Annotated in this window: 18 protein-coding genes; 11 read left to right on the forward strand and 7 right to left on the reverse strand. The window is 63.3% G+C overall.

Annotation, left to right across the window (positions count from 1 at the left end; translation table 11 throughout):
- The first annotated feature begins 94 nt into the window (after positions 1–94).
- Genes ACYQ01_RS12900 through ACYQ01_RS12910 form a run of 3 tightly spaced genes read left to right on the forward strand, consistent with a single transcriptional unit; the run spans position 95 to position 5,398 of the window.
- Entirely contained in the window at positions 95–1,345 is a 1,251-nt protein-coding gene (locus ACYQ01_RS12900; protein WP_459934269.1) for a glycosyltransferase family 2 protein, read from the forward strand.
- Positions 1,335–2,231, forward strand: a complete 897-nt coding sequence (locus ACYQ01_RS12905) for a class I SAM-dependent methyltransferase (protein ID WP_459934270.1) — start codon at positions 1,335–1,337, stop codon at positions 2,229–2,231. Before ACYQ01_RS12900 ends, ACYQ01_RS12905 begins: the two co-directional genes overlap by 11 nt.
- Positions 2,228–5,398 carry a glycosyltransferase gene (locus ACYQ01_RS12910; RefSeq protein WP_459934271.1) on the forward strand — a complete coding sequence of 1,057 codons (3,171 nt, stop codon included), beginning with the start codon at positions 2,228–2,230 and terminating at the stop codon, positions 5,396–5,398. Before ACYQ01_RS12905 ends, ACYQ01_RS12910 begins: the two co-directional genes overlap by 4 nt.
- A 62-nt stretch (positions 5,399–5,460) precedes the next feature.
- Here the strand turns inward: ACYQ01_RS12910 and ACYQ01_RS12915 are convergent, their stop codons facing one another.
- From ACYQ01_RS12915 to ACYQ01_RS12925, 3 genes are read right to left on the reverse strand one after another with little or no spacing between them, the layout of a single operon-like run.
- On the reverse strand, positions 5,461–6,051 hold the full coding sequence (locus ACYQ01_RS12915; RefSeq protein WP_459934272.1) for a hypothetical protein: 591 nt from the start codon (positions 6,049–6,051) through the stop codon (positions 5,461–5,463).
- A 53-nt stretch (positions 6,052–6,104) separates the two neighbouring features.
- Complete coding sequence (locus ACYQ01_RS12920; protein ID WP_459934273.1) at positions 6,105–7,019, reverse strand: substrate-binding domain-containing protein; 915 nt, start codon at positions 7,017–7,019, stop codon at positions 6,105–6,107.
- Positions 7,020–7,040: 21 nt separating this feature from the next.
- Positions 7,041–7,526 carry a hypothetical protein gene (locus tag ACYQ01_RS12925; protein WP_459934274.1) on the reverse strand — a complete coding sequence of 162 codons (486 nt, stop codon included), beginning with the start codon at positions 7,524–7,526 and terminating at the stop codon, positions 7,041–7,043.
- Positions 7,527–7,594: 68 nt separating this feature from the next.
- On the opposite strand from ACYQ01_RS12925, the gene ACYQ01_RS12930 reads away from it, so the two are divergent.
- Positions 7,595–8,314, forward strand: a complete 720-nt coding sequence (locus ACYQ01_RS12930; protein ID WP_459934275.1) for a HesA/MoeB/ThiF family protein — start codon at positions 7,595–7,597, stop codon at positions 8,312–8,314.
- Positions 8,315–8,327: 13 nt separating this feature from the next.
- Here ACYQ01_RS12930 and ACYQ01_RS12935 read toward each other — a convergent pair whose 3' ends face one another.
- The 4 genes from ACYQ01_RS12935 to ACYQ01_RS12950 form a co-directional block, all read right to left on the reverse strand.
- Positions 8,328–10,265 (reverse strand): molybdopterin biosynthesis protein, encoded by a 1,938-nt coding sequence (locus tag ACYQ01_RS12935; RefSeq protein WP_459934276.1) that lies wholly within the window; start codon positions 10,263–10,265, stop codon positions 8,328–8,330.
- 50 nt (positions 10,266–10,315) lie between these two features.
- On the reverse strand, positions 10,316–11,554 hold the full coding sequence (locus tag ACYQ01_RS12940; protein WP_459934277.1) for a molybdopterin molybdotransferase MoeA: 1,239 nt from the start codon (positions 11,552–11,554) through the stop codon (positions 10,316–10,318).
- Positions 11,555–11,669: 115 nt separating this feature from the next.
- Positions 11,670–11,894, reverse strand: coding sequence for a MoaD/ThiS family protein (locus tag ACYQ01_RS12945; protein WP_459934278.1), 225 nt, complete (start codon positions 11,892–11,894; stop codon positions 11,670–11,672).
- Positions 11,895–12,010: 116 nt separating this feature from the next.
- Positions 12,011–13,741, reverse strand: a complete 1,731-nt coding sequence (locus tag ACYQ01_RS12950) for an aldehyde ferredoxin oxidoreductase family protein (RefSeq protein WP_459934279.1) — start codon at positions 13,739–13,741, stop codon at positions 12,011–12,013.
- Positions 13,742–14,213: 472 nt separating this feature from the next.
- On the opposite strand from ACYQ01_RS12950, the gene wtpA reads away from it, so the two are divergent.
- From wtpA to ACYQ01_RS12985, 7 genes are all read left to right on the forward strand, one after another.
- On the forward strand, positions 14,214–15,191 hold the full coding sequence (gene wtpA / locus ACYQ01_RS12955) for a tungstate ABC transporter substrate-binding protein WtpA (protein ID WP_459934280.1): 978 nt from the start codon (positions 14,214–14,216) through the stop codon (positions 15,189–15,191).
- Between the two features lie 4 nt (positions 15,192–15,195).
- A complete protein-coding gene (locus ACYQ01_RS12960; RefSeq protein ID WP_459934281.1) occupies positions 15,196–16,038 on the forward strand; it encodes an ABC transporter permease in 843 nt (280 codons plus the stop codon).
- A complete protein-coding gene (locus tag ACYQ01_RS12965) occupies positions 16,035–17,111 on the forward strand; it encodes an ABC transporter ATP-binding protein (RefSeq protein WP_459934282.1) in 1,077 nt (358 codons plus the stop codon). The genes ACYQ01_RS12960 and ACYQ01_RS12965 overlap by 4 nt, the downstream gene beginning before the upstream one ends.
- Positions 17,112–17,404: 293 nt before the next feature.
- On the forward strand, positions 17,405–20,269 hold the full coding sequence (locus tag ACYQ01_RS12970) for a CHAT domain-containing protein (RefSeq protein WP_459934283.1): 2,865 nt from the start codon (positions 17,405–17,407) through the stop codon (positions 20,267–20,269).
- A 230-nt stretch (positions 20,270–20,499) separates the two neighbouring features.
- Positions 20,500–20,874 carry an AraC family transcriptional regulator N-terminal domain-containing protein gene (locus ACYQ01_RS12975; RefSeq protein WP_459934284.1) on the forward strand — a complete coding sequence of 125 codons (375 nt, stop codon included), beginning with the start codon at positions 20,500–20,502 and terminating at the stop codon, positions 20,872–20,874.
- 23 nt (positions 20,875–20,897) lie between these two features.
- Positions 20,898–22,232: a DUF6198 family protein gene (locus ACYQ01_RS12980; RefSeq protein ID WP_459934285.1), complete on the forward strand. Its 1,335-nt coding sequence runs from the start codon at positions 20,898–20,900 to the stop codon at positions 22,230–22,232.
- Between the two features lie 216 nt (positions 22,233–22,448).
- On the forward strand, positions 22,449–26,348 hold the full coding sequence (locus tag ACYQ01_RS12985; protein WP_459934286.1) for a CHAT domain-containing protein: 3,900 nt from the start codon (positions 22,449–22,451) through the stop codon (positions 26,346–26,348).
- Positions 26,349–26,412: the final 64 nt, after the last annotated feature.

The following is a 26,412-nucleotide window of genomic DNA, read 5'->3' on the forward strand; positions in this document are numbered from 1 at the left end:
AAAAAACGAAGCGACCCGCCTCCCGAGGGCGGGACGCAAGTATCCGACAATTTTTTCGAAAGGGACAATCGCCATGCAGGACGTCCTTCGCACCATGACATTCTCAACCCCGGACCCCGACTGGCCCAAACCGACGCCAGACGCCGCGGGGAAGGTGAACGTGGTCATGCGCACCAGGGACCGGCCGTTGTTGATGCGACGGGCGTGTGAAACCGTGCTGGCGCAGACCTATACGGATTGGAGCCTGGTCCTGGTCAACGACGGCGGCCCGGCGTCCGAGGTCGAGGCCTGCCTGGCCCCGTACAGGCAGCTTTTCGGAGACCGCCTGGAGATACGGCACAATCCCGTCTGCCTGGGCAGGGCCAAGGCGGCCAACATCGGCCTGCAAGGCGGCGTGGGCGAGTTCGTCGCCTTTCTGGACGACGACGACACGTGGTCGCCCGACTTTCTGAAGGAAACCATCGCCTGCCTGCGCACCCCGGGCAACGAACGTCTCGGCGGCGTGGCGAGCCGCGCGCGGCTCGTCAGCGAGCGCATTGAAAACGGGGAGGTTCTGCTTGAAAACGAGGTGGACCACAGCCCGGACATGTCGGCCGTCTCGTTTTCCAAGCTGCTGGTCCGCGACCACATTCCCTTCTGCTCGCTGGTGTTTCGCCGGGCCGCCCTGGATGTCCTCGGCGGGCTCAACGAGGCGCTGTGGACCCTGGGCGACTGGGAGTTTCTCACCCGGCTTTCCTGCCTGTGTGAAATAGGCGTCGTCCCCAAGGCGTTGGCGTATCGCCATCGCCGAACGAATCTCCAGGGCACTCCCTATGCCAACAGCCGGGACTGCGACGTCCGCCGACAGGAAGAGGCCCTGGTGCGCAACCAGGCCCTTCGGCGTTCCCTGGCGGACACGTCGCGCCCGGCCGGCGGGCTTTTGGAGGGGAACCCCTTTCTGGTGGACGTGTTGGGGGAGGTGGAAGCGCTCAAACGCGAACTGGCCGAGCTGCGCGCGGTCGTGGCCAGGCAAGACGCCCTGGAAGGGGCCCTGCGGCGACTGCGGGTTCTCGAGGAGCTTGGCGCTGCGCAAGCGCGTTCCGAGCGGCTTTTGCGGGAGATCGACCAGCGCCTGGAGAGGGTTGACGAGCGTGCCGGGCTTTTGGCGAGCGACCATGCGCTGCTCAACGACCTGGCGCAAGGGGCCGCCCGGAGCCGGGAGGTGGAGGGGGCCGTTTGGGCCAAGGTCCGGGATCTGCATCTCTGGGTGGGGATCCTCACCTGGCCGTTGCGCGCGGTCTGGCGGCCCCTCCGGCGAGCCGCGTTGGGCCTGGTCGGGAAGGGAGGCGGCGGGCATGCTTCCTAGTTGGCGCTTCCGGCCCGCCGTGTACGAGGCGGACGCCCTCAACCCCGAAATCGCCCTGGCGCCGTGGGCGGGACACCGCCAGTTCGCCTACGACTACGTCGCGAACATCCGGCCCGGGGTGGTCGTGGAGCTGGGGGTCTTTCACGGCTGCGCCTTCTTTTCCTTCTGTCAGGCCGCCAAGGACGAAGGCCTGGACTGGATGCGTCTTTACGCGGTGGACAACTGGATCGGCAACGCGCACGATACGTTTTACGGCGAGGAGGTCTTCGAAACCTTCCAAAAGGTGTGCGACGCGTGTTTTCCGTCCCTGCGGACCGTGGCCCTGCGCAAGCAGTTCGAGGACGCCGCGGCGGACTTTGAAGACGGCTCCATCGACCTGCTCCACATCGACGGATTCCACACGTACGAAGCGGTCGCCCAGGACTACCGGACATGGCTGCCCAAGCTGGCCGACGAAGGCGTCATGTTCCTGCACGACGTGTTCACGGAGCGCCATGGGACCACGCGCTTTTGGCGCGAATTGTCCCTGGACCATCCGTCGCTGCTTTTCGAGCACGCTTTTGGGCTGGGTCTGCTGTTCCCCAAGGGCGATCGGCTCTATCGCCACCTGCTGGAGGTGGGATTGCCCCAACTGGCCCTGTTTTACACGCGCATCGGCGAACTGGAAACGGCCGTGCCCCTCGCCAGGATGCACCTGCGACACGAAGCCGAGGCCCGGGAGCGGGGCCTGGTCCAGGCCCGGGACGAGGCACTCCGCAAGGCCCGGGACCTGGTCGCCCAAAGCAGGGCCGACGCCGCCCAAAGCAGGGCGGACGCCGACCGGTGGTGGCAGACGGCCATGGACCTGCAGTGGCGCATCGACAATTTCGAGGGGGAAAAATCGTGACGACGTCCGGGCTGCCCACAGTGTTGCCCCGCGACATCCGCCTTCTCTCCCTGGACATCTTCGACACAGCCCTGCGGCGCTCTTTCAGCCAACCGGACCACGTATTTTGTCAGGTGCAGGAGGAACTGGCCGGACAAGGTTTCATCCTGCCCGACTTCGCGCGCATCCGACGCCAAGCCGAACGCCAGGCCCGACAGACGGCCAGGCAGGCGCACGGAGTCGCGGAGACCAGTCTGGCCTCGATCTACAGCCACGTCCAGGTCCGAACGGGGTGGGCGCCCTGGCTGCTGGAAAAGGCCAAGGAGATCGAAATAGCCGTTGAACGCGCCTGCGTCACGGCCGATCCCCTGGTGCTGGACCTTTTCCGTCGGGCCAGGGGCAGAAGGCTGCCCGTGGTGTTCGTCTCGGACATGTACCTGCCCCGCCCGGTGATCGAGGCCATGCTTCTCGACAACGGCTACGAGGGCTTTCTCGAGGTGTTTCTCTCCTCGGAGCGGCTGACGACCAAAGGTGGCGACGGCGGTCTTTTCCGGGCCGTTCTGGACACGTTCGAGCTCGCCGCGCACCGCGTGCTGCATATTGGCGACAACCTCCACGCGGACGCGGCCATGCCGGAGCGTTTGGGCATTCGCCACGCCGTTCATGATCACCGCCGCCTCGCCATGGCCAAGACGCGCCCCCTGGAGCGGCACATTCTCCCCTTGAGCCGTCTCAAGGCGTCCCATTGGCCGTCAGGGCTCGCCGAAACCGATTCCCGACGGTTTTTCGATTTCCTGGGGCGCACCCACGGGCCGATTCTCCACGGTTCCCTGGTCGCGTGGATTGCCCAATGCGCCCTGCAAAATCGCCACGATCTGGTCCTGTTTTTCTCGCGCGACGGCCATCTGCTCAAAAGGATATACGATCGCTTTCGAGCCGCGAACGCCTCCCTGCCTCCTTCGGCCTACTGCTGCGTGTCCCGCTACACCTTGTGCATGGCGAACATCGTCGCTCTGGACGAAAAGGCGTTCACGTTCCTCCTGTCCGGCACCCAGCCCAAGACGGTCCGCGACTTCCTGACGCGCACGGGCGTGCGGCTTGCCCCCGACCGGCTGGCCGAGGTTCTCGACCGCCACGGCTTGCGCCCGGACGATGTCGTGAACCGGGACGCGGCCTCTGCGGACAGGATGTGCCGCCTCCTGTCCGATATCGAAATTCCGCTGCGCCTGGAGTTCGCCCGCCATCGCGCGAATCTGGACGCCTACCTGAGCCGTTTCGATTTCAAACGGTTTCGGAACATCGCGGCCGTGGATCTGGGCTGGGCCGGCAGTCTGCAAGCCAGCTTCACGGCGGCCCTGCAACGGTTGGGCTTTGCTGGCGATATCGCCGGATACTATCTCGGCCTGCTCGACTGCACCAACACCCATCGCCGGGACGGGCGCGTTCTCCACGGCTTTTTGGAACACGCCATGACCGCCTGGCACGAACACGTCTGCCAAAACCCGAAACTGTTTTCGCCCCTGGGACCGGTCATCCTCATGGAAATGCTGCACGCCGCGCCGCATGGCGGGGTCTGCGGATATGAAAGCCGCTTCGGGCGGTTTCGTCCCCGGTTCGCGGACAATCCGGAAGAACGGCGGCAGTACGACGAAAAACTGTCCGTGTACCAGGCGGCCGTCCTGGAAGCGCTGGCCCCGCGCGACATGGACGACCCGATGTTTTCTCCCGCCGCCTGCCAGGAGGCCATCCTGGACCTGGCCAGGGACCCCGGGCCGATCGAGGCCGCCATCCTGGGCGACCTTGTCCATTTCGACGCCGTGGAGCACGTTGGCGACGGCATGCCCCTGGCCGTGGACCTGGGGCCGGACCCCTCGGTGGAAAGCATCTATAGCGGGTTTGAGCGTTCCTATTGGAAATCCGGGTTTCTGGTGCGAAACCGACTGGCTTCCCTGGAACGGGGCCTGGTTCGTCTGGACCGGGAGAGGGCCCCCGCCGCCCCCGTTGGGGAAGCGCCCGCACCGCGGACATCTTCCAGGGGCTCCGGGATGAAACTGCTTGTCATCTCCCACGATTTCACCCGCACGGGAGCGCCGCTTCTGTTGCTCCACTGGCTGCGCTGGCTTGGCGAGCATACGGATATCGAACTGCGCATCCTCTCCCTCTGGGGAGGGGAGCTGCTCGGGCAATTCGAGGAGCTCGGTCCGGTGCTGTCATTTCATGGGGACATCGCGCCCCCGGGCCTGGACCGCCAGGAGAGCCTGCGGCGGCTCGAGGCCTTTTGCGGCGGGCCGGTGGACGCGGTTTTCGGCAACACGACCTTCTGCGCCGAGGCCTATGACCTGTTGGCCTCGCTTGACGCGCCGATCGTCACCTATGTGCACGAGCTGGAATACGTGCTGCGCACGTATGTCGGCCAAGACCGGCTGGACGCCCTGTTCGCGTACACCGACCACTACATCGCCGGGTCGGTGAAGGTGAAGGACAACCTGGTTGCCCGGCACGCCCTGCCCCCCGAGAGGATTGATGTGGTCGAGGCGTTTTTCGCGCCCACCGTCTCCCGGGATCAGATCGGACACAAGGCCGCCAAGCGTCGCGCGTTGGGCCTGCCCATGGACGCCACGATCGTGCTGGGATGCGGCTACGCCGAGTGGCGCAAGGGAACCGATCTGTTCGTGGAAGTGGCCAGAATGGTCCGCGGATCGACCCGTTCGCCCGTGCTGTTCTGCTGGATCGGGGGCAAGTCCCCGGCCCCGGACCTGGATTACGCCCTGCTGGGCATGGACGATCCCGATTCCCCGGTGCGTTTTCTGGGGGCCAAGGCGAACTACAAGGACTACCTGCTGGCCAGCGACCTCTTTCTCCTGGCCTCGCGCGAGGACTACTCGTCCCTGGCCGGCATGGAGGCCTATGAATGCGGTTCCCCGGCCGTGTGTTTCGCCGGTGTGGGGGAATTCTGCCAACTGATCACCCCGGATATCGGGGTCGTGGTCGATTTCGAAGACACGCGCGCCATGGCTCGGGCCGTCACGGACCTGATCGCCGATCCGGTCCGGCTTCGGGACAAGGGCCTTGCGGGGCGCAAAAAGATCCTCTCCTGCCACGTGGTGGACAACGCGGGCCCGAGGCTGCTCGGCTGCCTGCGACGCCTGCTCGCGTCCGGCCCGGCCAAAGGGCGAAAGCGCCCGTAGCCGTCCGGTCCTCAGGTCCATTTTCGCCAGCCTGTTGAGGCACCCGGGGCCTCGTGCGGCGCTCAGCCGGGCAGCAGCGTCAGTTCAACCTGTTGCCGCGTGGAAACAAGGTCCAGCAATTGGTCTATCGCAATGCGGTGGCCCTCATGGAAGATCCGCATGGGCTGATGGGACAAGTCGGCGCGTCGTTTGAAAAAACTGGTCAGCGCGCCGCTGGAGAGACGCACGCCGTGGCGCAGTATATCGACGATGCGGTCGGCGCCAACGTTGTTGTAGAGTTTGACCAGGATGAACCCCTCCCGGTTCGATGCCGGGTGCGCGGGCTCCTCCACCGTGCTGCGCAGGGAGGCGTGGATGCCTTCCCGCCGGAAAATGGCTCCGGCAAGTCCCGGCATCGCCGCCGAGAGGGCCAGCGTATCGCCGGCGCGCAGGGGGGTGTCCAGGCTGTCGGTCGCGACGCCGTTGTGAAAAATGGTCTGCACCGCGTTTTCGATATAATCCGCCGAAAATCCGGGCAGTCCAAGGAGGAAGTCCCGGATGGAGACGGGCGCCGCGAGGAAACAGTAAAATCCCTCCTGCAACAAGGAGGCGAATGTACGCGCCAGGGCGCTCGAAAGCGCCATCGTGATTCGGCAATCAGCTTCAGGAGGCATCGGTTTTGTCTTTTGTTCGTGGTTTGCGGGGGAGGGGGCGCGCAGGGGCGAATCTATTCCTGGGATTCCTGAAAGACCACGCTGCCGGTTGACGTGGTGTCGTATCCGGCAAGGCCCCTGGCGTTTCCCAGGAATTCTTCGGACCGGATCAAGCCGATGAAGCTCTGGATCGATTTTTCGAAAAAAACGTTTTTGCAGACAAGCAGGTCGTAGCGCTCCCAGCGCAACGGCAGGAAGCCGAGATTCAGGGCGACCGCGACAGGCTCGATGGCCGGGCCGACATCGGCCCGACCGGCCAGGATTTCCAGGCCGACATCCATGTGCCGGGAGACTTCATTGTCGTATCCGCAGATCTTGTCGCCCCGGAGGTTGGCCTTTTCCAGCTCGCGGTCCAGCAACACCCGGGTGCCGGTGCCCAGGGCGCGATTGACAAGCCGCACGCCCGGGCGTCCCAGGTGCGCCACCGAGTGAATGTCCAGCGGATTGTCCTTGCGGAAGAGCAATCCCTGGTGCCGGCGGCACAAATTGACCACCACGGGCATTTCGTCGAACAATTCGGCCGCGAACTGGAAGTTGTATTCGACTTCGTCGTCCTGGATGAGGTGGCTGGCGCAGATGTGGCAAAGGTCCTTGCGCAGGGCCAGGATTCCGCCCTGGCTGCCGATGTTGGCGAAGACCGCGAGACGCCCTGGGAAGGATCGGTTGTACAAGGCGATGGCTTTGTCCAGGAGCAGGTCGTTGCTGCCGGCGAGCACCACCAGCCGTGGATTGGTCGTTATGGAGCGGGCATGGGCCGGAAAGTTGATGGTGTTGTTTTCAACCCACTGTTCGATCAGGTGCCTGGGAAAGACCCATTTGCCGGCGACCCGGGTCGCGGGCAGCCTGTTGTCGGAAATCAGCGAATAGACTTTTTTCTCGTTCACATGGAGGAACTCGGCGACTTCCCTGGTCGTCATCAGATGGGTCATTTCCGCCTCCGAAAAGTGGGCTTACCCGGCGTCCGCCCCGTTTGGGCCGGTATTTTCCCGTCGCTCCCAGCCCTGCACAATCGACCAGTGGCGGTAGCCGCGAGGCATGTGGCTACACACGCTGCCGACAACGAGGATTGCCCAGAGCAGGGCCAATGTCCAGTCGGGATGAAAGCGCAACACGACAACGAGCCCGACGTGCAGGAAGGTCAAAAGGCCGGCTCCGCGGTGCGGCCAGTGCCGGTCCCGGAGCCATTCCAGCGCCGCCAGGAGAAAGCCCGTTGCGAGAACAACAGCTTGCCACAGGGTCGAATTCCCGGCGGGTCCGGCCGTCGCCGCGCAACCGAACAGCATGGCGGCCGCGCCGAGGTGGGCCGTGCGCGCGGCGATGTCCAGCCAGCGCAGGGATTGCCGTTGCCGGTCGTTTTCGGCCCCTGTGCGCGCAGCCGTCATGTCGGATCGCCGCCCGCCGCCCGGGCATCGAGAATGCGACAGGACGTTGCGCACGGCGACGCCCCTGTCGCGCGCGTCTGTCGAGGCCGCAATTGACAGTGGTCATGCCTGGCCCTATCGTCATGCCATTGCAAGGTGTGAAGCGAGCCTACGCCGTGTCGTCCTTTCCCGAGACCCTTCTGCGCAACCTGGGCGCGGTCACTGCGGAGCAGCAAGACCGGCTGCGCGACGCAAGCGCGGCCGTTGTCGGCTGCGGCGGGTTGGGCGGCCATGTTGTCGACGAACTTGTCCGGATCGGGGTGGGCCGGCTGCACCTTTTCGACCCGGACGCGTTCTCCCCTAGCAACTGCAATCGTCAGCTCAACGCCCTGCGTTCCACCATGGGACGCAACAAGGCGGAGGCGGCGGCCCGTCGGGCGTCGGAAGTGCATGCTTTCGGCACGGTGCGCGCCTTTGCGTCCGACTTCCGGGACCAGGAGGCCGACGAGGCCTTCCGGGTGGATGTCGTGGTCGACTGCCTGGACGACCTCCCCGCCCGGCGCGATCTGGCCGCGCTGTGCGGTCGCCGCGGTCTGCCCCTGGTGCATGGCGCCGTCGCCGGTTGGTGCGGCCAGGTGGGCGTGCACATGCCGGGCGGCGACCTGCTGGACCGTCTCTATCCGGCGCGCGTGTCCACGGCGGCGCAGACGCCGGCGGTCCTTTCCTTCACCGTGGCCGTAATCGCGAGCCTTCAGGCCGCGGAGGCGGTCAAGCTGCTTTTGGGGCTTCCCTCCGCCTTGCGCGAGGGCTGGATGCACGTTGACCTCCGGGAATGCGACTTCCTGGTTCAACACGACTCCTGACCCGCTCGCCCGATCAATCCAGGGGGACCGGCTGTCCCGTCTCCCGGGTGGAATATCCGCCCAACGCTTCCACGGCCCGCCGGAATGCCGGGGCGTCGATCGTCTCAAGCACCGCCCGGATCATGGGCGTTTCGAAGAGTTCTCCCGGGATGAGCAGGTCGTAGCGTTCCTCCACCACGGGCACGAAATCCAGATCCAGCGCCCTGGCGGCGCTCTTGATGCCCATGCCGACATCCGCCTTCCCGGAGAGCACGGACACGGCTACCGCCATGTGCGTGTACTCGTCGTCGTCGTAGCCCCGGATGTCGTCGGCATCGAGTCCGTTGCGGGAGAGTTCGTAGTCGAGCAGCACGCGTGTGCCGGAACCGGCCTGGCGGTTGATGAAGCGCACGTCCTTGCGCGTCAGGTCGTGGATGCCGGCGATCCCCGAGGGGTTGCCCTTGCGGACGATGAATCCCTGTTCGCGGTGCACCAGGGTGACGATGCGGATATCCCTGCCGGCCAGGTGGCGCAGCACGGCGCGTCTGTTGTAGGAGCCGTCCTCGGGATCGAGCAGATGCGAACCGGCGATGTGGCACATGCCCTGTTTGAGGGCCATGATGCCGCCCAGGCTGCCGACATGGGTGGACGCCAGAAAATAGGCGGGCGCGCGTTGGCGCAGATGGTCGTCGAGCACATCCAGGCAGAGGTCGTGGCTGCCCGTGCACAGGAGGGTGCGCTCCACCTGGTTGCGGGGCACGAGGAGTTCGATATCCACCTCGCGGTCGCGGACTTCCCCCTCGGACGCGGCGGGAATGCGGAAGATGGCGTTGGCGCGGGTCAGCGTGGTGATGGAGCCGGCGCCCTGCTGGAGCGGCGCGGCCACATGGACCGCGCCGATGCGGCCCACGACCACCCGGCGAAACTCCTCGATGCCCACGCGCGAGGGCAGGTCCTTGGCCAGCACCGCCCGGAGGATGTCCGGTTCCGGCACGTCCAGTGCCTGCATGCGCCGCAGCAGGGGGAGCACCAGTTGTTCCATGGCGATGACGGCCGAGACCGGATACCCCGGCATGCCGACCACCGGTTTGCCGTCGATTTCGCCCAGGATCGTCGGCTTGCCCGGCATGATGGTGATGCCGTGAACCAGAACCGCCCCCAGCCGTTCGATGACCCGCACCGTGTAGTCGGCGCTGCCCGCCGAGGAGCCGGCGTTGACGATCACCAGGTCGGCCTGGGAAACCGCATTGCGCACGCGTTCGACGATGGTCTCGAAATCATCCGGGATGATCGGCTCGATCCGCACCTCGGCTCCGGCCTGAACGGCCAGCTCGGCCAGCACCGAGGCGTTGGATTCGATGGTCTTTCCGGCCGGGACGCCCTCCGGGGAGTCCTCCAGCCTGACAAGCTCGCTGCCCGTGGGGAGGATGGTCACCGCGGGGCGCATGCGTACCTGGACCGTGGCGCAACCGGCCGAAAGCAACGCGCCGATGTCGATCGGCCGCAGACGATGGCCCGAGGGAAAGAGCAGCTCCGTGGCCACGATGTCTTCGCCCACCTTGCGCACGTGCTGCCAGGGGTAGGCCGGCGCGCGGATGACGGCCTTTGCGCCGTCCTGGCTCAGGAGCACGTTTTCGATCATGAGCACCGCGTCCTTGTCCTCCGGCAGGGGATAGCCCGTGTTGACCATCACGGCTTCGTTGGCATCCACGTGCAGGGTGAGCGGGGTGTCGTCGGACGCGCCGAAGGTGTCCTCGGCCCGCACGGCCAGGCCGTCCATGGCCGCCGAGTTGAACGAGGGCGAGGAAAAGCGCGCCCGGACGGGGCTGGCGGTCACCCGACCGCAGGCCTCGCGGGCGGCAATGGTCCGTTTGCCGGTCTCATGGTCCGAGAACCGGGACCAGAATATCCGTTGCGCCTCTTTCAGGGGCTTCATGTTGAGATAGATTTTTCGCGTCATGAGGATGCTCACGGATTTTTCGGACCCTGGACAGACCACGGCCCGTAACGGTTGACGACACCTCAGGGAAACAGCAGCACTTGGCTCTCGACCCCCTGGTCCAGGCCTTCCACGTCGCGTCCGACGGCAAGCAGGCCGTCGGCCCGCACCAGCGAACGTAGCAGCCCGGACTTGCCGTAGATCGGCGTGGCCAGAGGCAATTCGCCGTGAGCCGCGGCCGTGAGCCGCACCCGAACGTAGTCCTCGCGTCCGACGACCGAGGGAATCTGCTGCGCGGTGAGCACCCGGACGCTTTTGAGCCCATGGGATACGCCCAGGCCCGCGTATTGCCGCAGCAGGGGGCGCACGAAACAGTAAAAGACCACCATGGCGGAGGCGGCATGCCCGGGCAATCCCCAAAGCGCCTTGTCGCCCTGGCGCGCCAGGATGGTGGGCTTGCCGGGACGGATGGCCACCCCGTGCGCCAGGAGGGAGCAGCCGGGGATGGCGGAAAAAACGCGGGCCGTGAAATCCGCGCGACCCACCGAGCTGCCGCCGGAAACGAGCAGCATGTCGATGTCGGGCAGGGCGTTCGCGCAGACGCGCAAAAGGGCGTCATGGTCGTCGCCGCAGATGCCCAGGGGAACGCAGACGCCGCCGGCTTCCTCCACCAGGGCTTGCAGGGTGGTGGAGTTCATGTCGCGGATTTTGCCCGGCTGCGTGTCCTGGCCGGGGGGTATCAGTTCGTTGCCGGTGGAAAGTACGCCCACGCGGGGGCGTCGCCGGACCGGCGCGCTGGTGAGGCCCAGGCCCGCGCAAAGCCCCAGGTCCTGGGGCCGCAGGCAGTGGCCCCGGTCCAGGAGAACCGCCCCGGGGGCGATGTCCTCGCCGACCTGGATGACGTTCGTTCCCGGCGCGACCGGCCGGAACACGGTTACCGTCTCGGGGTCCAGCATTTGCGTATGCTCGACCATGGCCACGGCGTCCGCCCTGGGCGGCAGTTCCCCGCCCGTCCAAATGCGGGCGGCCTGTCCCGGACGCAGGCGCAGATCCCGGCTGGAGGAGCCCATGGCGATCTCCCCGGTCAAGGTCAAAAGCGCCGGCTGGGACTCGGAGCAGCCGAAGGTGTCCGCCGCGCGGACGGCGTAGCCGTCCATGGTGGATCGGGAAAACGGCGGGACCGGCTCTCCGGCGACCAGTTCCCGGGCCAGAATGCGCCCCCGGGCCTCGTGCAGGGGCGCGTTTTCGGCGCCGAGCGGGGGAAACTCCTGGAGCAGAGCCAGAACGTGTTCCGGACTAACCAGATTGAAGAATCCTTCCATACCCTTTCGCGCTCCCAAGCCGAGTGTTTTCACGGGGAATTCGTCCCGCAACCGTGCCGCGCGCGTCTGTTTTGTCCGGCCGGGCCGCCTGGCGTCCTGTGGCCGGGGCGAGGGCTCATCCCCCGCCGATAACCGGAAAGATGGCCAGTTGGTTGCCCTCGGCCAGGCGCTGGTTCAGTTCGCAATGGCGCGAGTTGATCATGGTCACCCCGACTTCATCACGCGGCAGGCCAAGGGAGTCAATGATCATTTCCACCGTGGTCCCCTCGGCGACGTCCATGACCTGTTGCTTGAAGCGGTTGTTCCGAAAATACGCGAAGAGCTTGACGGTGCATTGCATGGTGTTTCTTGGGGTTCGCGCCCCCCGGTTGTCCAGGGGGCGCGAAACGTTCTGTGAAGCAAAGGTGGCAAAAAACGTCTTGGAGCCGACCGTGGAAAGGCTGTCTTGCGAACCTCCTAGAAATCCCAGAACGAATCGATGGCCTCGTCGCTGATGTCCCAGACCACGTTGTGCGGGGCGATGGGCTCTTCGGAAAAGAACTCCGGCAGGCGGTCGTCCTTGTTGGTGAAACCCGCGGCCAAGTTGAAAGCGTGTTCGGTCTTGAGAATGTTCATGCCGAGGTTGGTCACGTCGTCCGCCGTCAGGCTGATGCCGAAGCGGGCGTTGATCATGTCGATGAGCGACGGAAGACAGGTGGCGTCATCCAGGGCCGCGAAGGCGATGAACAGGCACATGCCCGTGGAGTCGATGGCGGCGGTGGCGATTTGCAGGTTGCGCGACAGTTCCACCTGGCCTTCCTTGCTCAGCGGGTCGACCTTCCCGCCGACGCCCAGGATGTTGGTGGTGATGGTGTAGCCCATGGTGTGGTCCGCGCCCTGGGTGGAGGTGGCGTAGGTGATGCCGATGCCCTTGATGGCGCGCGGGTCGTAGGCGGGCAGGGCCTGGTTCTTGACCACCGGCACCCGGGTTATGCCGTAGGTTCGGCCCACGGAACCCGCGCCGTTGCCGAGGATGCGGCCCAGGGGCGTGCCCTTGGCCACGTCTTCCCGCAGGATACGGCAGACCCCGGCGCCGTCGCCGAAGGGGAGCACGCCGGCCTCCATGGCCACGCCGAAGGCCACGGAAACCTCAATGGCGTCCACGCCGATGTCGTCCATCAGGTTGTCGGCCTCGGCCACGCAGTCGAGGTTGTCGATGGCGCAGTCCGCGCCCAGGGCCCAGATGGTCTCGTATTCGAAACCCGAGGTCCGGTACTGGCCCTTGAGGTCGTTATAGACCTGCGAACACTTGATGACGCAGCCGGGATGGCAGTTGTGCGTCGGCTTGCCGCCCCGGGCGACGATGGTGTCGTACATGGTTTCGCCGGAGATGGCTTCGTGCCCTTCGAACTGGCCCGCGGTAAAGTTCCTGGTGGGCATTCCGCCGGCTTCGTTGATGATGTTGACGAGCACGTTGGTGCCGTACTGCCCCAGGGCCTTGCTGACGGGGTGGTTGACCAGGGCCTTGGTAAAGGCGCGGTTCGCCGCCTTGAAGGCCTCGGGATCGGCAAGGGCGACCTTTTCGTCGGTGGAGGCGATGGCGATGAACTTGAGGCGCTTGGACCCCATGACCGCGCCCAGGCCCCCGCGGCCGTGCGAGCGGATGTGGTTGTCGGGGTCCTTGACCGAGATGTTGGCGGCGGCCATCCGCATCTCGCCGGCCGGGCCGATGGTGATGACACCGACCTTGGGGCCGAAACGTTCATTGAGCGTTTGCACCACGGCGAAGTTGCCCATGCCCACGGTTTCGGTTTCCTCTTTGAGGGTCGCGCCGTTGGCGTCGATGCTCAGGCCGTACCAGATGTCGTCACGCGCGGGCTTGCCTTCGATGATGAGCGCCTTGACGCCCAGCTTGGCCAGCATTTGGGCCGAGGTGCCGCCGGAGTTGGCTTCCTTGATGGTGCCGGTCAGCGGGCTTTTCGCGCCGCAGGAAAGCCGGCCGGAGTTGGCCGCCGTCGTGCCCGAGAGCAGGCCGGGCGCGAAGACCAGCTTGTTGTGCCTGCCCAGGGGGTGGCAGGTGGGCTTGACCTCGGCCGCCACGACGGTGGACGTCAAGCCGCGTCCTCCCAGACCCATCCAGTCCTTGGGAACCGCCTCGACCTTGGCGCTCAAATCCGACATATTGACACGTATGATTTTATCACTCATCGGAATCCTCCATGAAGAAAAGGGGGGGGCCGGCTCAATACCGCCGACAGTTCATGGTCGTCAGTGGAAGGATAATTCATATTTTCGCTCATCGGTCAACATGGTTTGAACTGGTTACTTTTGGTTGGCAATGGCGCCCGCCAAGCGAACCGACGGGGGGCTTTTGGCCCGTGTCCGGGCGCGCGCTTCGCCTGGCGGCCTGTTGAAAAAAACTTGCTGGCTGGGTTGCTGCGAAAAGCTCAACCCCTCAACGGATGCCAACTTCCCTTCGGGCTTGACTTTTTCTCGTGCCTTTCCAGCAAGTTTTTTGAGCAGGCTGCACGAATCGACTTTTTGGGCGGCCTGCTGGCCTCCCCGGCCGGCCAGGGGAACCGGGAGCATCGGGGCGAACGCCGGCCTGGACGGGAGGAATCTCTTGTGAGAGCCTTGCAACCATCAAACACTGCGGAAACGCAATAGTAAGGAGGTCGTCATGTTTCGCCTGCTGATGACGCTGCTTGTCGTGGGCGCGCTTGCGCCGTTGGCCCTGGGCGGGGTCTGTCAGGCCGAGCCGTCCGGAAAACTGGTTATCTTTCATGCCGGCTCGCTTTCCGTTCCTTTTGCGGCCATGGAAAAGGATTTCGAAGCCAAATACCCCAAGGTGGATATCCAGCGGGAAGCCGGCGGCTCGACCAAGATGGCCCGGCTCATCTCCGAAGTGGGAAAACCGGCCGACATCATGGCCTCGGCCGATTACGTGGTCATCGACAAGAATCTGATTCCGAAGTTCGCCTCCTGGAACGCCCGGTTCGCTTCCAACCAGATGGTGCTCTGCTATACGGACAAGTCCAAGTTCGCCAAGGAGATCAACCAGGACAACTGGTATGAGATCCTGCAACGCAAGGGCGTGGTCTGGGGACATGCCGACCCGAACGTGGACCCCTGCGGATATCGCAGCCTCATGGTGATGCAACTGGCCCAGCTCTATTACAAAAAGCCCGGCCTGTACGACAAACTCCTGGCCAACCGGCCCATGGAAAACGTGCGGCCCAAGTCCGTGGAGCTCGTGTCCCTGTTGGAGTCCGGCAATATGGACTACGCCTGGGAATATCTGTCTGTGGCCGTGCAGCACAACCTGAAGTACGTCGCCTTGAACAACCACCTCAATCTCAGCGATTACGCCATGGACCCCTTCTACGCGCAGGCCAAGGTGTCCGTTTCCGGAACCAAGCCCGGAGAAACCATCGAGCGTGTGGGGTCGTCCATCACCTATGGCGTCACCATGCTGAACAACGCCCCGAACAAGGAAGCCGCCGAGGCGTTTTTGCAATACCTGTTCGATCCCAAGGGCGGCCTGGCGGTGCTCAAGTCCATGGGCCAGCCGCCGATCATCCCGGTGATCGTGCCCACCGAGCAGATGCGAGCGAGCATGCCCGCCGCGTTGCAACCCTATGTCGCGGTCAAGCCATAAGGTCATGACTCCCACCGCCCCTCCGGGAGCGGCCGCGCGGGAGACGCCGGCCAGGCGTCGGCGTCTCCCGTCCATGGCGTTTTACGCCTGGATGCTGAGCTCCTCGGCCCTGGTCCTGTTTTTTATTTTCGGTCCCCTGGCCCACGTGATGCTGGCCCCGGACCCGAAGATCTTTTGGGAAACCCTGCATGACGCCGACGTGCTGCGCGCGGTGTGGCTGTCCCTGTCCACTTCGGCCGCGGCCGCCCTCATCGCCCTGGCGTTCGGCACGCCTCTGGCCTATCTCCTGGCCCGGCGCGAGTTCGCGGGCAAACGGATCGTGGAAAGCTGCATCGACCTGCCCATCATGATCCCCCATCCGGTGGTGGGCATCGCCCTGCTCTCCATAGCCGGACGCGGCCACTGGGTCGGCGACGCCCTGAACGCCTTTGGCGTGTCGCTGCTGGGCAGCGTGACCGGTATTGTAGCGGTGTTGGTGTTCGTGGGCATGCCGTTTTTCGTCAACACGGTGAAGGCGGGCTTCGAAGGCGTGCCGGCCCGCCTGGAAAACGTGTCCCGCTCCCTGGGGGCCCCGCCCGGGGCCACGTTTTGGCGCGTCACCCTGCCGCTTTCCTGGCGCTACCTGCTGGTGGGCTTGATCCTGTGCATGGCCAGGGCCCTCAGCGAGTTCGGCGCCGTCATCATCGTGGCCTACCACCCCATGGTCGCCCCGGTGCTCATGTATGAGCGGTTCACCGCCTATGGCCTGAAGTATTCCCAGCCCGTGGCCGTGATCCTCATTCTGGTCTCCATGGTGTTTTTTCTCTTCTTGCGGGTGATCTCCCAACCCAGGAGACGTGCGTCGTGATCGAAATCAAGGACTTGCGTCTGGAATTTCCCGGCTTCGCGTTCGGACCGGTTTCCCTGCGGGTGGAGGCGGGCGCCTTTTTCGCCATCATGGGACCGACGGGCTCCGGCAAGACCCTGCTGCTGGAAAGCCTGGCCGGACTGACCAAGCCGCAACACGGCCGCATCGTTCTCGACGGCCAAGACATCACCCGCTTGCCGCCCGAGGGGCGGGGCATGGGGCTGGTCTACCAGGACAACGCCCTGTTCCCCCATATGACCGTGCTGGAAAACATCGTCTACGGCCAACGCTACCACGGCATCGGCAGGGCCGAAGGCGCTCGCCTGGCCCGGGAGCTGGCCGAAATGCTGCGCATCACCCCCCTGCTGGACCGCAAGCCGGCGGGACTGAGCGGCGGGGAAAAACAACGCACGGCCATCGCCAGGGCCCTGGCCTGCAAGCCGGGCGTGGTGCTGCTGGACGAACCCCTGTCGTCGCTGGACCCCCAGTTCCGGGAAGGCCTGCGCCAGAGCCTGATCCAGTTGCATCAGGCCACCGGGGCCGTGTTCTTCATGGTCACCCACGATTTCGTGGACGCCTTGACCCTGGCCGATCACACGGCGGTCATCAACAAGGGACGCCTGGAACAGGCCGGCCCCACCCTGGACATCTTCCAGAAACCGGCCACGGTCTTCATCGCCCGGTTTGTGGGGATGGAAAACATCTTCCCGGCCACATACGCCGACGGCCGCTGCCACTTCGCCGGCTTGTCCCTGGCGCTTGGTCCGGGACAGGGCCAACCCGGGGAACGGGGCCACGCCGCCATCAGGCCGGAGGACATAGCCGTCGGCCTGAACCTAGACGCGCCCGAACACTGGGTGAGCCTTGACGGCGAGGTGGTGGCCTTGGACCGGATCGGCTTCGCCTGGACCGCCGTGGTGCAATGCGGCCCGGCGCGTTTCCTGGCCCGGCTGGAGCACCGGCTGGCCATCGGCGGCCAGGTTCGCCAGGGAGGCCGGGTGCGGCTGTCCTTTGATCCCGGCGCGGTCCATCATATGCGGGCCGAACCCGTCGCCGGGGGCGACTCCCGGTAGTCCCCCGGGTCCGCAGGCTCGATCGGGACAAGCCTTGTCGATCCCAGTTCGTACGTTTTCTCGATGCTTTTCATGGAACCCGCCTGTGTGGTACACGTCTCCGGTATCGCCTCCTGTTTGGAAGGAGCGCAGCGACCGGCGTTGCCACGCGTTAACTGTTTTCGGCTACCAAGGGGACGATGCATACGCCGACCAGGCTCTTGGGCCAGAGGACCGCATGCCCTGTGTTCGCGCCTCGGGCGGGCAGGAGCGCAGCATCGCATGCCCGCGGACAGCAAGACTTGGAGAGTTCCATGAAACACCTCGCAATCGTTTTCCTGACCCTGTTCCTGTTGGCCGCGGCGCTGGGTTCCGCCTCCGCCGGCCAGGGCCGTCTGGCGGCCCTGCTGGAACAGGGGAACAAGGCGGAGGAGACCTCCAACTTCAAACGCGCCCTGAAGACTTTTGAAAAGGGCCTCAAACTGGCCCGCCAGGCGGGCGACCGGCGCGCCGAAGGCCAGTTCCTGAATCGGTTGGGCGTGGTGCGCGAGGACCTTGGGCAATACGACCAGGCGCTGGAACTGCACCGTCGGGCATTGGACCTCTTCAAAGCGATCGGCGACCGGCAGGGCGAGGCAGCCTGCCTGGGCAACATCGGCAAGATTTATCGCAAGCAGGGACGGACCGACGAGGCGTTGCAACTGGTGCGGCTCGCCCTGGACATCGCGCGGCAAACCGGCGACTTGCGAGGCCAGGCCATCCAGCTCAGAAGAGTCGGAACCGTGCTCGATGACCTGCGCCAAAATGACGAGGCGCTGAAAAACTACAACCTGTCCTTGGAGATCAGCCGAAGGATCGGCTACCGCTCCGGCGAGGGAGACGCCCTCGGAGACATCGCTATCGTGCACAAGCGGCGCGGCCGGTATCGCGAAGGCTTGGAGTTGTACAAACAGGCGCTCGCGATCGACCGGGAGCTCGGGGACCGCAGCGGGGAATCCGCGGTGCTCAACAACATCGGCGTCGTGTATGAGGATCTCGGGCAATACGAAAGGGCCTTGCGGTATTTCCGGCGGGCTTTGAAGATAAAACGGGCGATTGGAAACCGGCGCGGCGAGGGGATCGCCCTCGGCAACGTTGGCGATGCCTATCGTCTCCTTGGCCAGTATACGCTGGCCTTGCGGTTCCTGCGGGAGGCCCTGGCCTTGCGCATGGAAATCGGCGACGTGCGGGGGCAGGGGTATACCTTAAGCTACATCGGCAATTGCTATGTCAAACTCGAAGACTATGACGCGGCGCGCGAGGCCTATGCCCGGTCCCTGGACGCCTTCAGGCGAATGGGATCGGTCGGACTCACCGCGCGAGTCCTGGTCAAGACCGGAGAGATGGAACTGGCGGCCGGAAACATCCCGGCCGCTCGATCCGCCTACGAACAAGCCCTGCCCATCCTGACCGAAACGAGGGAGCCCCTGCTGTTCTGGCGCTGTCTGTCCGGACTTTCCCGGATCGAGGCCGGCACGGGCAATCCGGGCGCGGGCATCTATTTCGGCAAGCGGGCCGTGAGCGTTCTCCAATCCCTGCGGCGGGACATCGCCACGCTTGGGCAGTCCCTTCAGAAGTCCTTCATGAAAGACAAGGAGGCCGTCTATCGCCGCCTGGCCGATCTGCTCATCGACCAGGGACGCCTGGCCGAGGGACAGCAGGTGCTGGGCATGCTCAAGGAGGAAGAATACCTGGACTTCGTTCGCCGCGACGCTTCCGGCGCGGACGTCACCTTCACTCCCGTCTCGTTGAACCCGGGCGAGCAGGCCGCAGAAATCCGCCAGGACAAGGCCGCAAAGGGCCTGGCCGCCCTGGGCAAGGAGGTCGCCGACCTTGAAAAGAAGGGCAGCGCCCGCACGGAGGCGGAAACCGCCCGCCTGAAGGCGGGGAGGGCCGAACTGAATCAAGCCCACGGGGCGTTTCAGCAAACCCTCAAGGAGATCGTCGCGACCTTCAACGCGCAAGGCGAGGACCGAAAGGCGGATTTGGCCGCCAAGCAACTCGACACCGACCTGCGGGGGATGGTCCGTGCCCTGGGACCGGAGGTCGCCCTGGTGCATTATCTGGTTCTCCCGGACGGCCTGCGCATCCTGGTGACCACCCCGAGGGTGATTCTGGCCCGCAAGGTGGAGGTCAAACAGGCGGACCTGAACCGCATGGTCCACGAGTTCCGCCAGGCGCTGCAAAAACCGTCGAGCAATCCCGCGCCAGCCGCGAAAAAACTCCATGCCTGCCTCGTCGCCCCCATCGAAAAGGATTTGGCCGAGGCCGGAACCAAGATCCTCATGGTCTCCCTGGACGGGGCCCTGCGGTACATCCCCGTGGCGGCCCTGCGCGACGAGACATCGTACCTGGCCGAACGCTATGCCGTGGCCGTGTTCACCGAGGCGGCTCGGGACAAGATCAAGGACGAACCCGCACCGGAGTGGAAGTTGGCCGGATTCGGGGTGAGCAAGGCCTGCGGGGGGTTCTCGGCCCTGTCCGGGGTTCCCGACGAACTTCGGAGCATCGTGGGCGACGGCAAGGGCGGGGACGGGGTCATGCCGGGTGTGGCGCGCCTGGATGAAGAGTTTACCCTGAACAGTTTTCGCGACGCCCTGGTGGAGAATTACCCGGCCCTGCATATCGCCAGCCACTTCAAGTTCGAGCCGGGCGACAACCTGTCGTCCTTCTTGCTTCTGGGGGACGGCAAGCCCCTGTCGCTTTCGGAACTCCGCGACGGCGACTACTACCTGGGCGGGGTGGACCTGCTGACACTCTCGGCCTGCGAGACGGCCATGGGCGGCAACGGCGAGGGTGGCCGCGAGGTGGAAGGCTTCGGGGCGCTGGTTCAGAAGAAAGGGGCCAAAGGGGTGCTGGCCACGCTCTGGCCCGTGGCGGATCAGAGCACCGCCCTGTTCATGCGCAACTTCTACCGTCTGCACCAGGACGGACATGTCTCAAAGGCCGAAGCCCTGCGCCAGGCCCAACTGGCCTTCATCAAGGGAGAGGCCTCGTGCGCCGCCTCGACCAGGCGCGGCCAAGCCGTGCAGACCGACGCGCAGCGCCAGACGCCCACCAGCGCCCACGCCGAGCCGGCCGGGACGTACCGCCATCCCTTCTATTGGGCCCCGTTCATCCTCATGGGCAATTGGAAGTAACTCGCGGACACGGGAGGTCGGCCGGCCGCCGCGAAGGCCTGTTTTCGGCTACGGCCCCCGCGAGAACCGCGACCGGGGAATTTCGTCCCGGGCCGACGTGTTTCAACTCCGGCTCCGGCACACGCCCTTGGCCACGAGCCGGGGCGCTTCCCGTCCCTCCCCGCGACCGCGTTTCCTGGATGCAAAAAGGTACGGGGAAACGCCGAGTGCGCCGTACCCGGGGCACCGTCTTGATTTCGACGCTGTCGTCGTCGCCGACGGCGGCGTGGGTGGTCGAGCTGCTTGACGAGCCGACGGACATACCGATATTGGCTCCGTTGTTGCGGAAAGAAATCCTCCACCGGCTGCGTGTTGGCGACCAGGGAATGCCTCTGCGCCAGATCGCCATGAAGGGAAGCCACGGGCAGCAGATCACGAAAGCGCTGGACTGGCTGCGGGAGCACTCCTCCAAGCCGTTGCGCATCGAGGAGCTCGCCTCTCGTGCGGGCATGAGTTTTTCGACGTTTCACCACCCTTTTCGATCCCCGACGGCCATGAGCCCCTTGCAGTTTCAGAACGGTATGAATGGTTTTGGGCGAAGCCGGCCGATTCAAACAATCCCGTGAAACAATTGCACCAGAGAGATCCCTTGAAAACATCCTGCAAACGGGTCCTTGTCACCATTGTCGGCATAAGCGTCCTGGCGTTCGGCGTCGCGTTTTCGGTCAAGGCCAATCTTGGGGTGTCGCCCATTTCCTGTATTCCGTATATATACAGCCTGAAATTCGCTCTCACCATCGGCGAGCTGACCATTCTGATGAACGCGCTGTTTGTCCTGGCCCAGTTCCTTATTTTGCGCAAGAGGTTCACCTGGCTCCATCTTTCGCAACTGGCCGCGGTCACCGTGTTCGGTTACTGTATCGACTTGGCCCTCTACGTCATCGGCGGACTCAACGTCTCCGCCTACGCATGGCAGATGTCGCTGTGCCTGTTGAGCTGCGTGTTCATCGCATTCGGCGTGTTCCTGCTGGTGAAGGCCAACCTGACCTATCTCCCCGGCGACGGTTTCGCCGTGGTCCTTTCCGACACGTTTCAGACGGGATTCGGCAAGGTCAAGGTCACGTTGGACAGCTCGATGGTCGTCGTCGGCCTGATCAGCACCGTGCTCTTTTTTCACAGATTGGAAGGCATACGCGAAGGGACCGTTCTCGCGGCCCTTCTGGTCGGCTCTCTTGTCAAGTTCTACAACAGCAAGATCGTCTGGATCGACTCCTGGCTGGGCGACGGCGCCCCCGGACCGAAGGGGCTCGCCCCCCGGCCCGCGGAACGCAACCAGTATCTTGTCGTCACCATTTCCCGAGAATACGGCAGCGGCGGGCACGGCATCGGCCAGGAGATCGCGAAAAAATTGGGCATCGCCTTCTACGACAAGGAACTCATCAACATCACCGCTGAACAAAGCGGCTTTACCGAGGAATACATCCGGGAAAACGAGCAAAAGTTGGCCGGAACCTTGCTCGACGAACTCTATAGGCAGAACTACGCCTATGTGAAGGACAAGCTCCCGCCCTCCGACGTGCTTTTCCTGACGCAAAGCAAGATTCTCCGCGACATCAGCAGCAAGGGGCCGTGCGTTATCGTGGGACGTTGCGCCAACTTTGTCCTCAAGGAAAACCCGCACTGCTTCAATGTCTTTATCCATGCCAACGAGGCCTACCGCAAGTCCAAGATCATCAAGGAATACGGCGTGAGCGCATCGGTTTCCAGCAAGGAGCTCGAAAAGCTGGACCGTGAACGCGCCAACTACTGCCTGGAGTACACGGGGGAAGAATGGCGCAATTCGGCGAAATATCACGTCACCATAGACAGCTCGCTGTACGACAGCGAGGAACAGGCCGCCGACAAGATCATCGAAATGATCCCGGAGGACATGCTGCGCCAGCAGCCCGCCGCGTTGGCCGAGTGTCGCGGTCCAGACGCTTGAACGACAGCCACTCTCGCCCGTGACGCCCGCAACGCCGAAGCGAGTGGCGGCCATTTCCAAACGATCCGGTGACATACGAGGGGATGCCCTGCCAATATAGCGCCGAGTTATTTGTGGAACGCGACACGCTTGCGCCGCTGCGGCCGGCGCCTGCAGGGTTGTTCTTGAAAAGAGAAACGGTATACTGCAAACTCTTCACAGCTCAGGAGTGCGTCTATGCCGTTTTTTGTTTTTCGTGTCCTGACGTGTTTGCTGCTTCTGCTCTCCTTCCCATGGTGCGCCCTGGCCGATACCAAGCACAAAGCGGACATGCATTACGAGAGTTCGCACTTCAAGGTCTTGGTATTGCCTATACTTCCAGCCACAGGGCAGTCACACGACTGCATTGGCTTGGGCGTGCAATATATGCTGGAAACAACGTTGGCCGCTCATGGCAAACTGCGATATTGCCAGTTCGGCTGGTACATTGGCAAGCTGTTTCCAGAGGGTCAGAAATTTACAGATTATATCGCGGGACTGGAGACGGGGCCATCGCCAGGTGAGGTGGCTAACATTGCCCAAGCTCGCCTTGTCATGGGCGGAAGAATTGCGGTGCATGGACAACTTGGAGTCTCGGCTTGGCTCTACAACGCGTTTTCCAAAAAGACAACAGAGGCCTTTTTACCGTTGGATGTGTCTACAGGCCTTCGGCGTTTCCGCGCGGCCGCATTGGCCTTGTTGGAGACGCAAGGCCCGGCAATCGATCCACGCTTTCGGGCCAAGGCGCTTTGGAAGGAGACATTGAGCCTCGCCGCGCTTCGCACTCTTGGGGAAGTCCGGCGGGAGCATCTCTTGTCCCTGTCTGGATACCCCGGGCAGGCGATGAAGCCGGATCTTGAGCCCTACCGCAAGGCTGTGGCGGCCGCGCCGGATTCCTACGCGGCAAGAGTTCTTCTGGGTTGGGGACTCTACCGGCACAAAGACTATGCGGCGGCCAGAGCGGCTTTTGAAGCCGCCTTGCGTTACAATCCCGATGGCGTGGAGGCAATGGGTGGCCTTCTCAAGAGTTACCAGGGCGGCGATCTGGAATTTCTCAAGCAATTGGGGACGCGTTTGGCCAAGGCGAGAGGCGAGGAACCGAATTCGTTTGTCGCCGATGCGGTCTTGGATCATGTCCGACACGTTGAAGCTCGGGCGACTGAACTCGTCGCCAAGGGGCAATACGTTGAGGCATTGCCAGTGGCACAACAGGCTGTGCAGTTATGGGAGAACGCTTTTGGACCGAACCACGTGGGGTTGGCGCTGCAACTCGCAAGGCTGGCTGAAATTCATAAGGCGCTGCATTCCTTTCAGCAGGCCGAGGAGCTGTTGCTGCGGGCCATCTCATTGGTAAAACAGTGGCATTATGGAACGGACACTGACACGGCCGATTATCTCGCCAAGCTCGCAATGCTTTCTATTGATATGGGCGACCTGCAAAAGGCACACAAGTACTGTGAAGAATCTTTGGCTATCTATGAACGAAGGTTATTCCCTGAGCATCCGTATATAGGGCAAAGCCTGTCGAGACTTGCTCTTGTCAATTTCTTGCTCGGCGACCTCACGACAGCGGACGCACAGCTCCAAAGGGCGCTACATATCTTTCGCAACTTCCACGATAGTTCTCGTTTTGACATTGTGGGATCCCTTGTTTCGTTGGGGAATGTATATATCCAAATGGGGGAGTATTCGCAGGCAGAGCACGTTCTGCAAGAAGCTCTGGATATTCTCTCCCGGTCTGGGAAGATGAACTCCCCAGAGTCTGCCACTCTCTATAAAAGCTTGGCCATTCTTTGCAATCTGCGAGGGGAGTATGCCAAGGCCGAGTCCCTGTTGCAGCAGGCCTTGGCTATTTGGAAATCGCAGGAGTTGGAATCGCCCGACATGGCAAAGGGCCTGGAGGTTTTGGCTGTCTTGTATTGTAATTTGGGGGCGTATGACAAAGCCGAGCCGTTTTTCGAGCAGGCTCTAGCCATCACGGAAAAAACACTGGGCCCAAAACACTTACAGCTTGCCAATATCTTGAAAAACAAGGCGTTAATGTTTTTCCTTCGGAAAAATATTGCTCGGACTTCTGAACTTTTGAAGCAGGCGCTGGTCATTCAGACAAATGTTTTGGGACCTGACCATACGGACACCGCCGACAGCATGGCGCTCCTTGCCATTGTGCTGCTTTATATTGATGAGGAAAATAATGAATCGGAGCAAATGATACAGCGATGCATGGATATTTATGACAAAAGGTTGGAAAACAGTCCCAAGACGATTTTTCTAACAAATGTTCTGGCATTCATTTGTCAACACAGAAAAAACTCTCAATGCGCTACGGACTTGGCCCGCCTTGCCTTTGCTCTGGCCAGTCAATATAACGATATCGTGGATGTGCAGACTTCCTGCGGCATCATGCGTGACAGCCTGCGCGCTACCGACAATCAGGCCGCAGCGATTTTTTTTGGAAAACTGTCGGTCAATGCCGTTCAAACGCTGCGACAACGTATGGAGCCTTTGGACAAAATCCTCCAAAAGTCTTTTCTTGATCGCAAACAGACGATCTACCGAGAGCTGATCGATCTCCTCATGCAGGAGGGGAGATTGAGCGAAGCGCAACAAATTCTGGTGATGCTCAAGGAGCAGGAGCACTTCGAATACACCCGCAAGGACATCCGTGCGGGCGATCCTCGCCACGCACAAGCCCTGTATAATTCTTTTGAATCACCTTGGGCCGATCGTATTGCCCAAGCCGCGGCAGGCCTCGCCGAGCTCGATGCCAAGCGCCAGGAACTTGAGCGGAAAATCCAGAGGGCTCCCGAGGAGAACGAGCGGTTGGAAGCCGTAAAAACCCAACTTGCGGCTGGCCGCACGGCCTGCGTCCATCTCCTTGAGGAGTGTGCCGCCGCCTTCGCCTCTGTGCAATCCGATCGTTATGAGCGGCTCAAGGCCGAGCGTTTCGACGGCGACGCCGGGAAAGAGCTGGAAGGAGTTCCCGGTCGGCCGGCCATGCTCTCCTATATCGTGAGGTCCGACCGTCTGAACATTCTGCTGACTACCGCTACGGAAGAGCACTCCTATTGTTCGTATATTCCTTCCGTAGAGCTGAACCGTCTGGTCGGTCAATTTCGCCAAGCCTTGCTTGATCCCCGTGCCGATCCGGTTCCCTCCGGTCGCAAACTCTTTGATCTGCTCCTGGCTCCGGTGATCAAGGATTTGCAACGCCTGGGAACGGATCATCTTGTCTTTTCCCTGGACGGGGCCTTGCGGTATGTGCCCATGGCCGCCCTGCACAATGGTCAGGCCTACCTGGTTGAGCGTTTCAGTCTTTCCCTTTTTACGCCGGTTATGCGTGGGAACTTCGGGCAAACTTCCCGGCGGGAATGGAGCGTTACCGGTTTCGGCGTGAGCACAGGCGGCGAGTATGCCGCCTTGCCCGGTGTGGTCGAGGAACTCAACGGCATCATCCGGCCCTCCGGTGCGATGGACAAGGAAAGACTGTCCGGCGTCATCTACCTGAACGAGGATTTCAATCTGGGCACTTTTACTCAAGAGGTGCTGCAGAGCCGGCCGGCGGTCCATGTGGCCTCGCACTTTGTGTTTCACCCCGGCGGTCGGGACACGGACTCGTTTCTTCTCTTGGGCGGGGGACAACGTTTAACCCTGGCCCAGTTTCGTCTCGGGAGCTACGATTTTGCGGGCGTCGACCTGCTGACATTGTCAGCCTGCGAAACCGGGGTCATCCCTCAGGATGCCGACGGGCGCGAGCTCGATGGTTTGGCCATCGTCGCCCAGAAAAAGGGGGCCAAGGCCGTGCTGGCCACGCTTTGGCCGGTCGCGGATGCGAGCACCGGGTATTTCATGCGGGATTTTTACCGCCTGCGTCAGGAAAAGAATCTTTCCAAGGCCGAAGCGTTGCGTCAGGCGCAGATTCGCTTCATCAACGGCGAGGCGGCCGCGACCGACGCGGCCGGCAAGGCGCGCGGCCTACCGTTTTCCATTGTTGCCAAACCCACGCAGGCCCCGGTCGAGGCCACACCCTGGACCGGCCCGACCTTCGCGCATCCGTACTACTGGGCGCCGTTTATCCTGATGGGCAATTGGCGATGATGCGCGCGAGGGGGAGCATGGACAGTCTCGCTCCGCCCGGCCTGCGGCGCGCGCTGGCTTCAAA

The sequence above is a fragment of the Fundidesulfovibrio butyratiphilus genome (assembly GCF_054657235.1).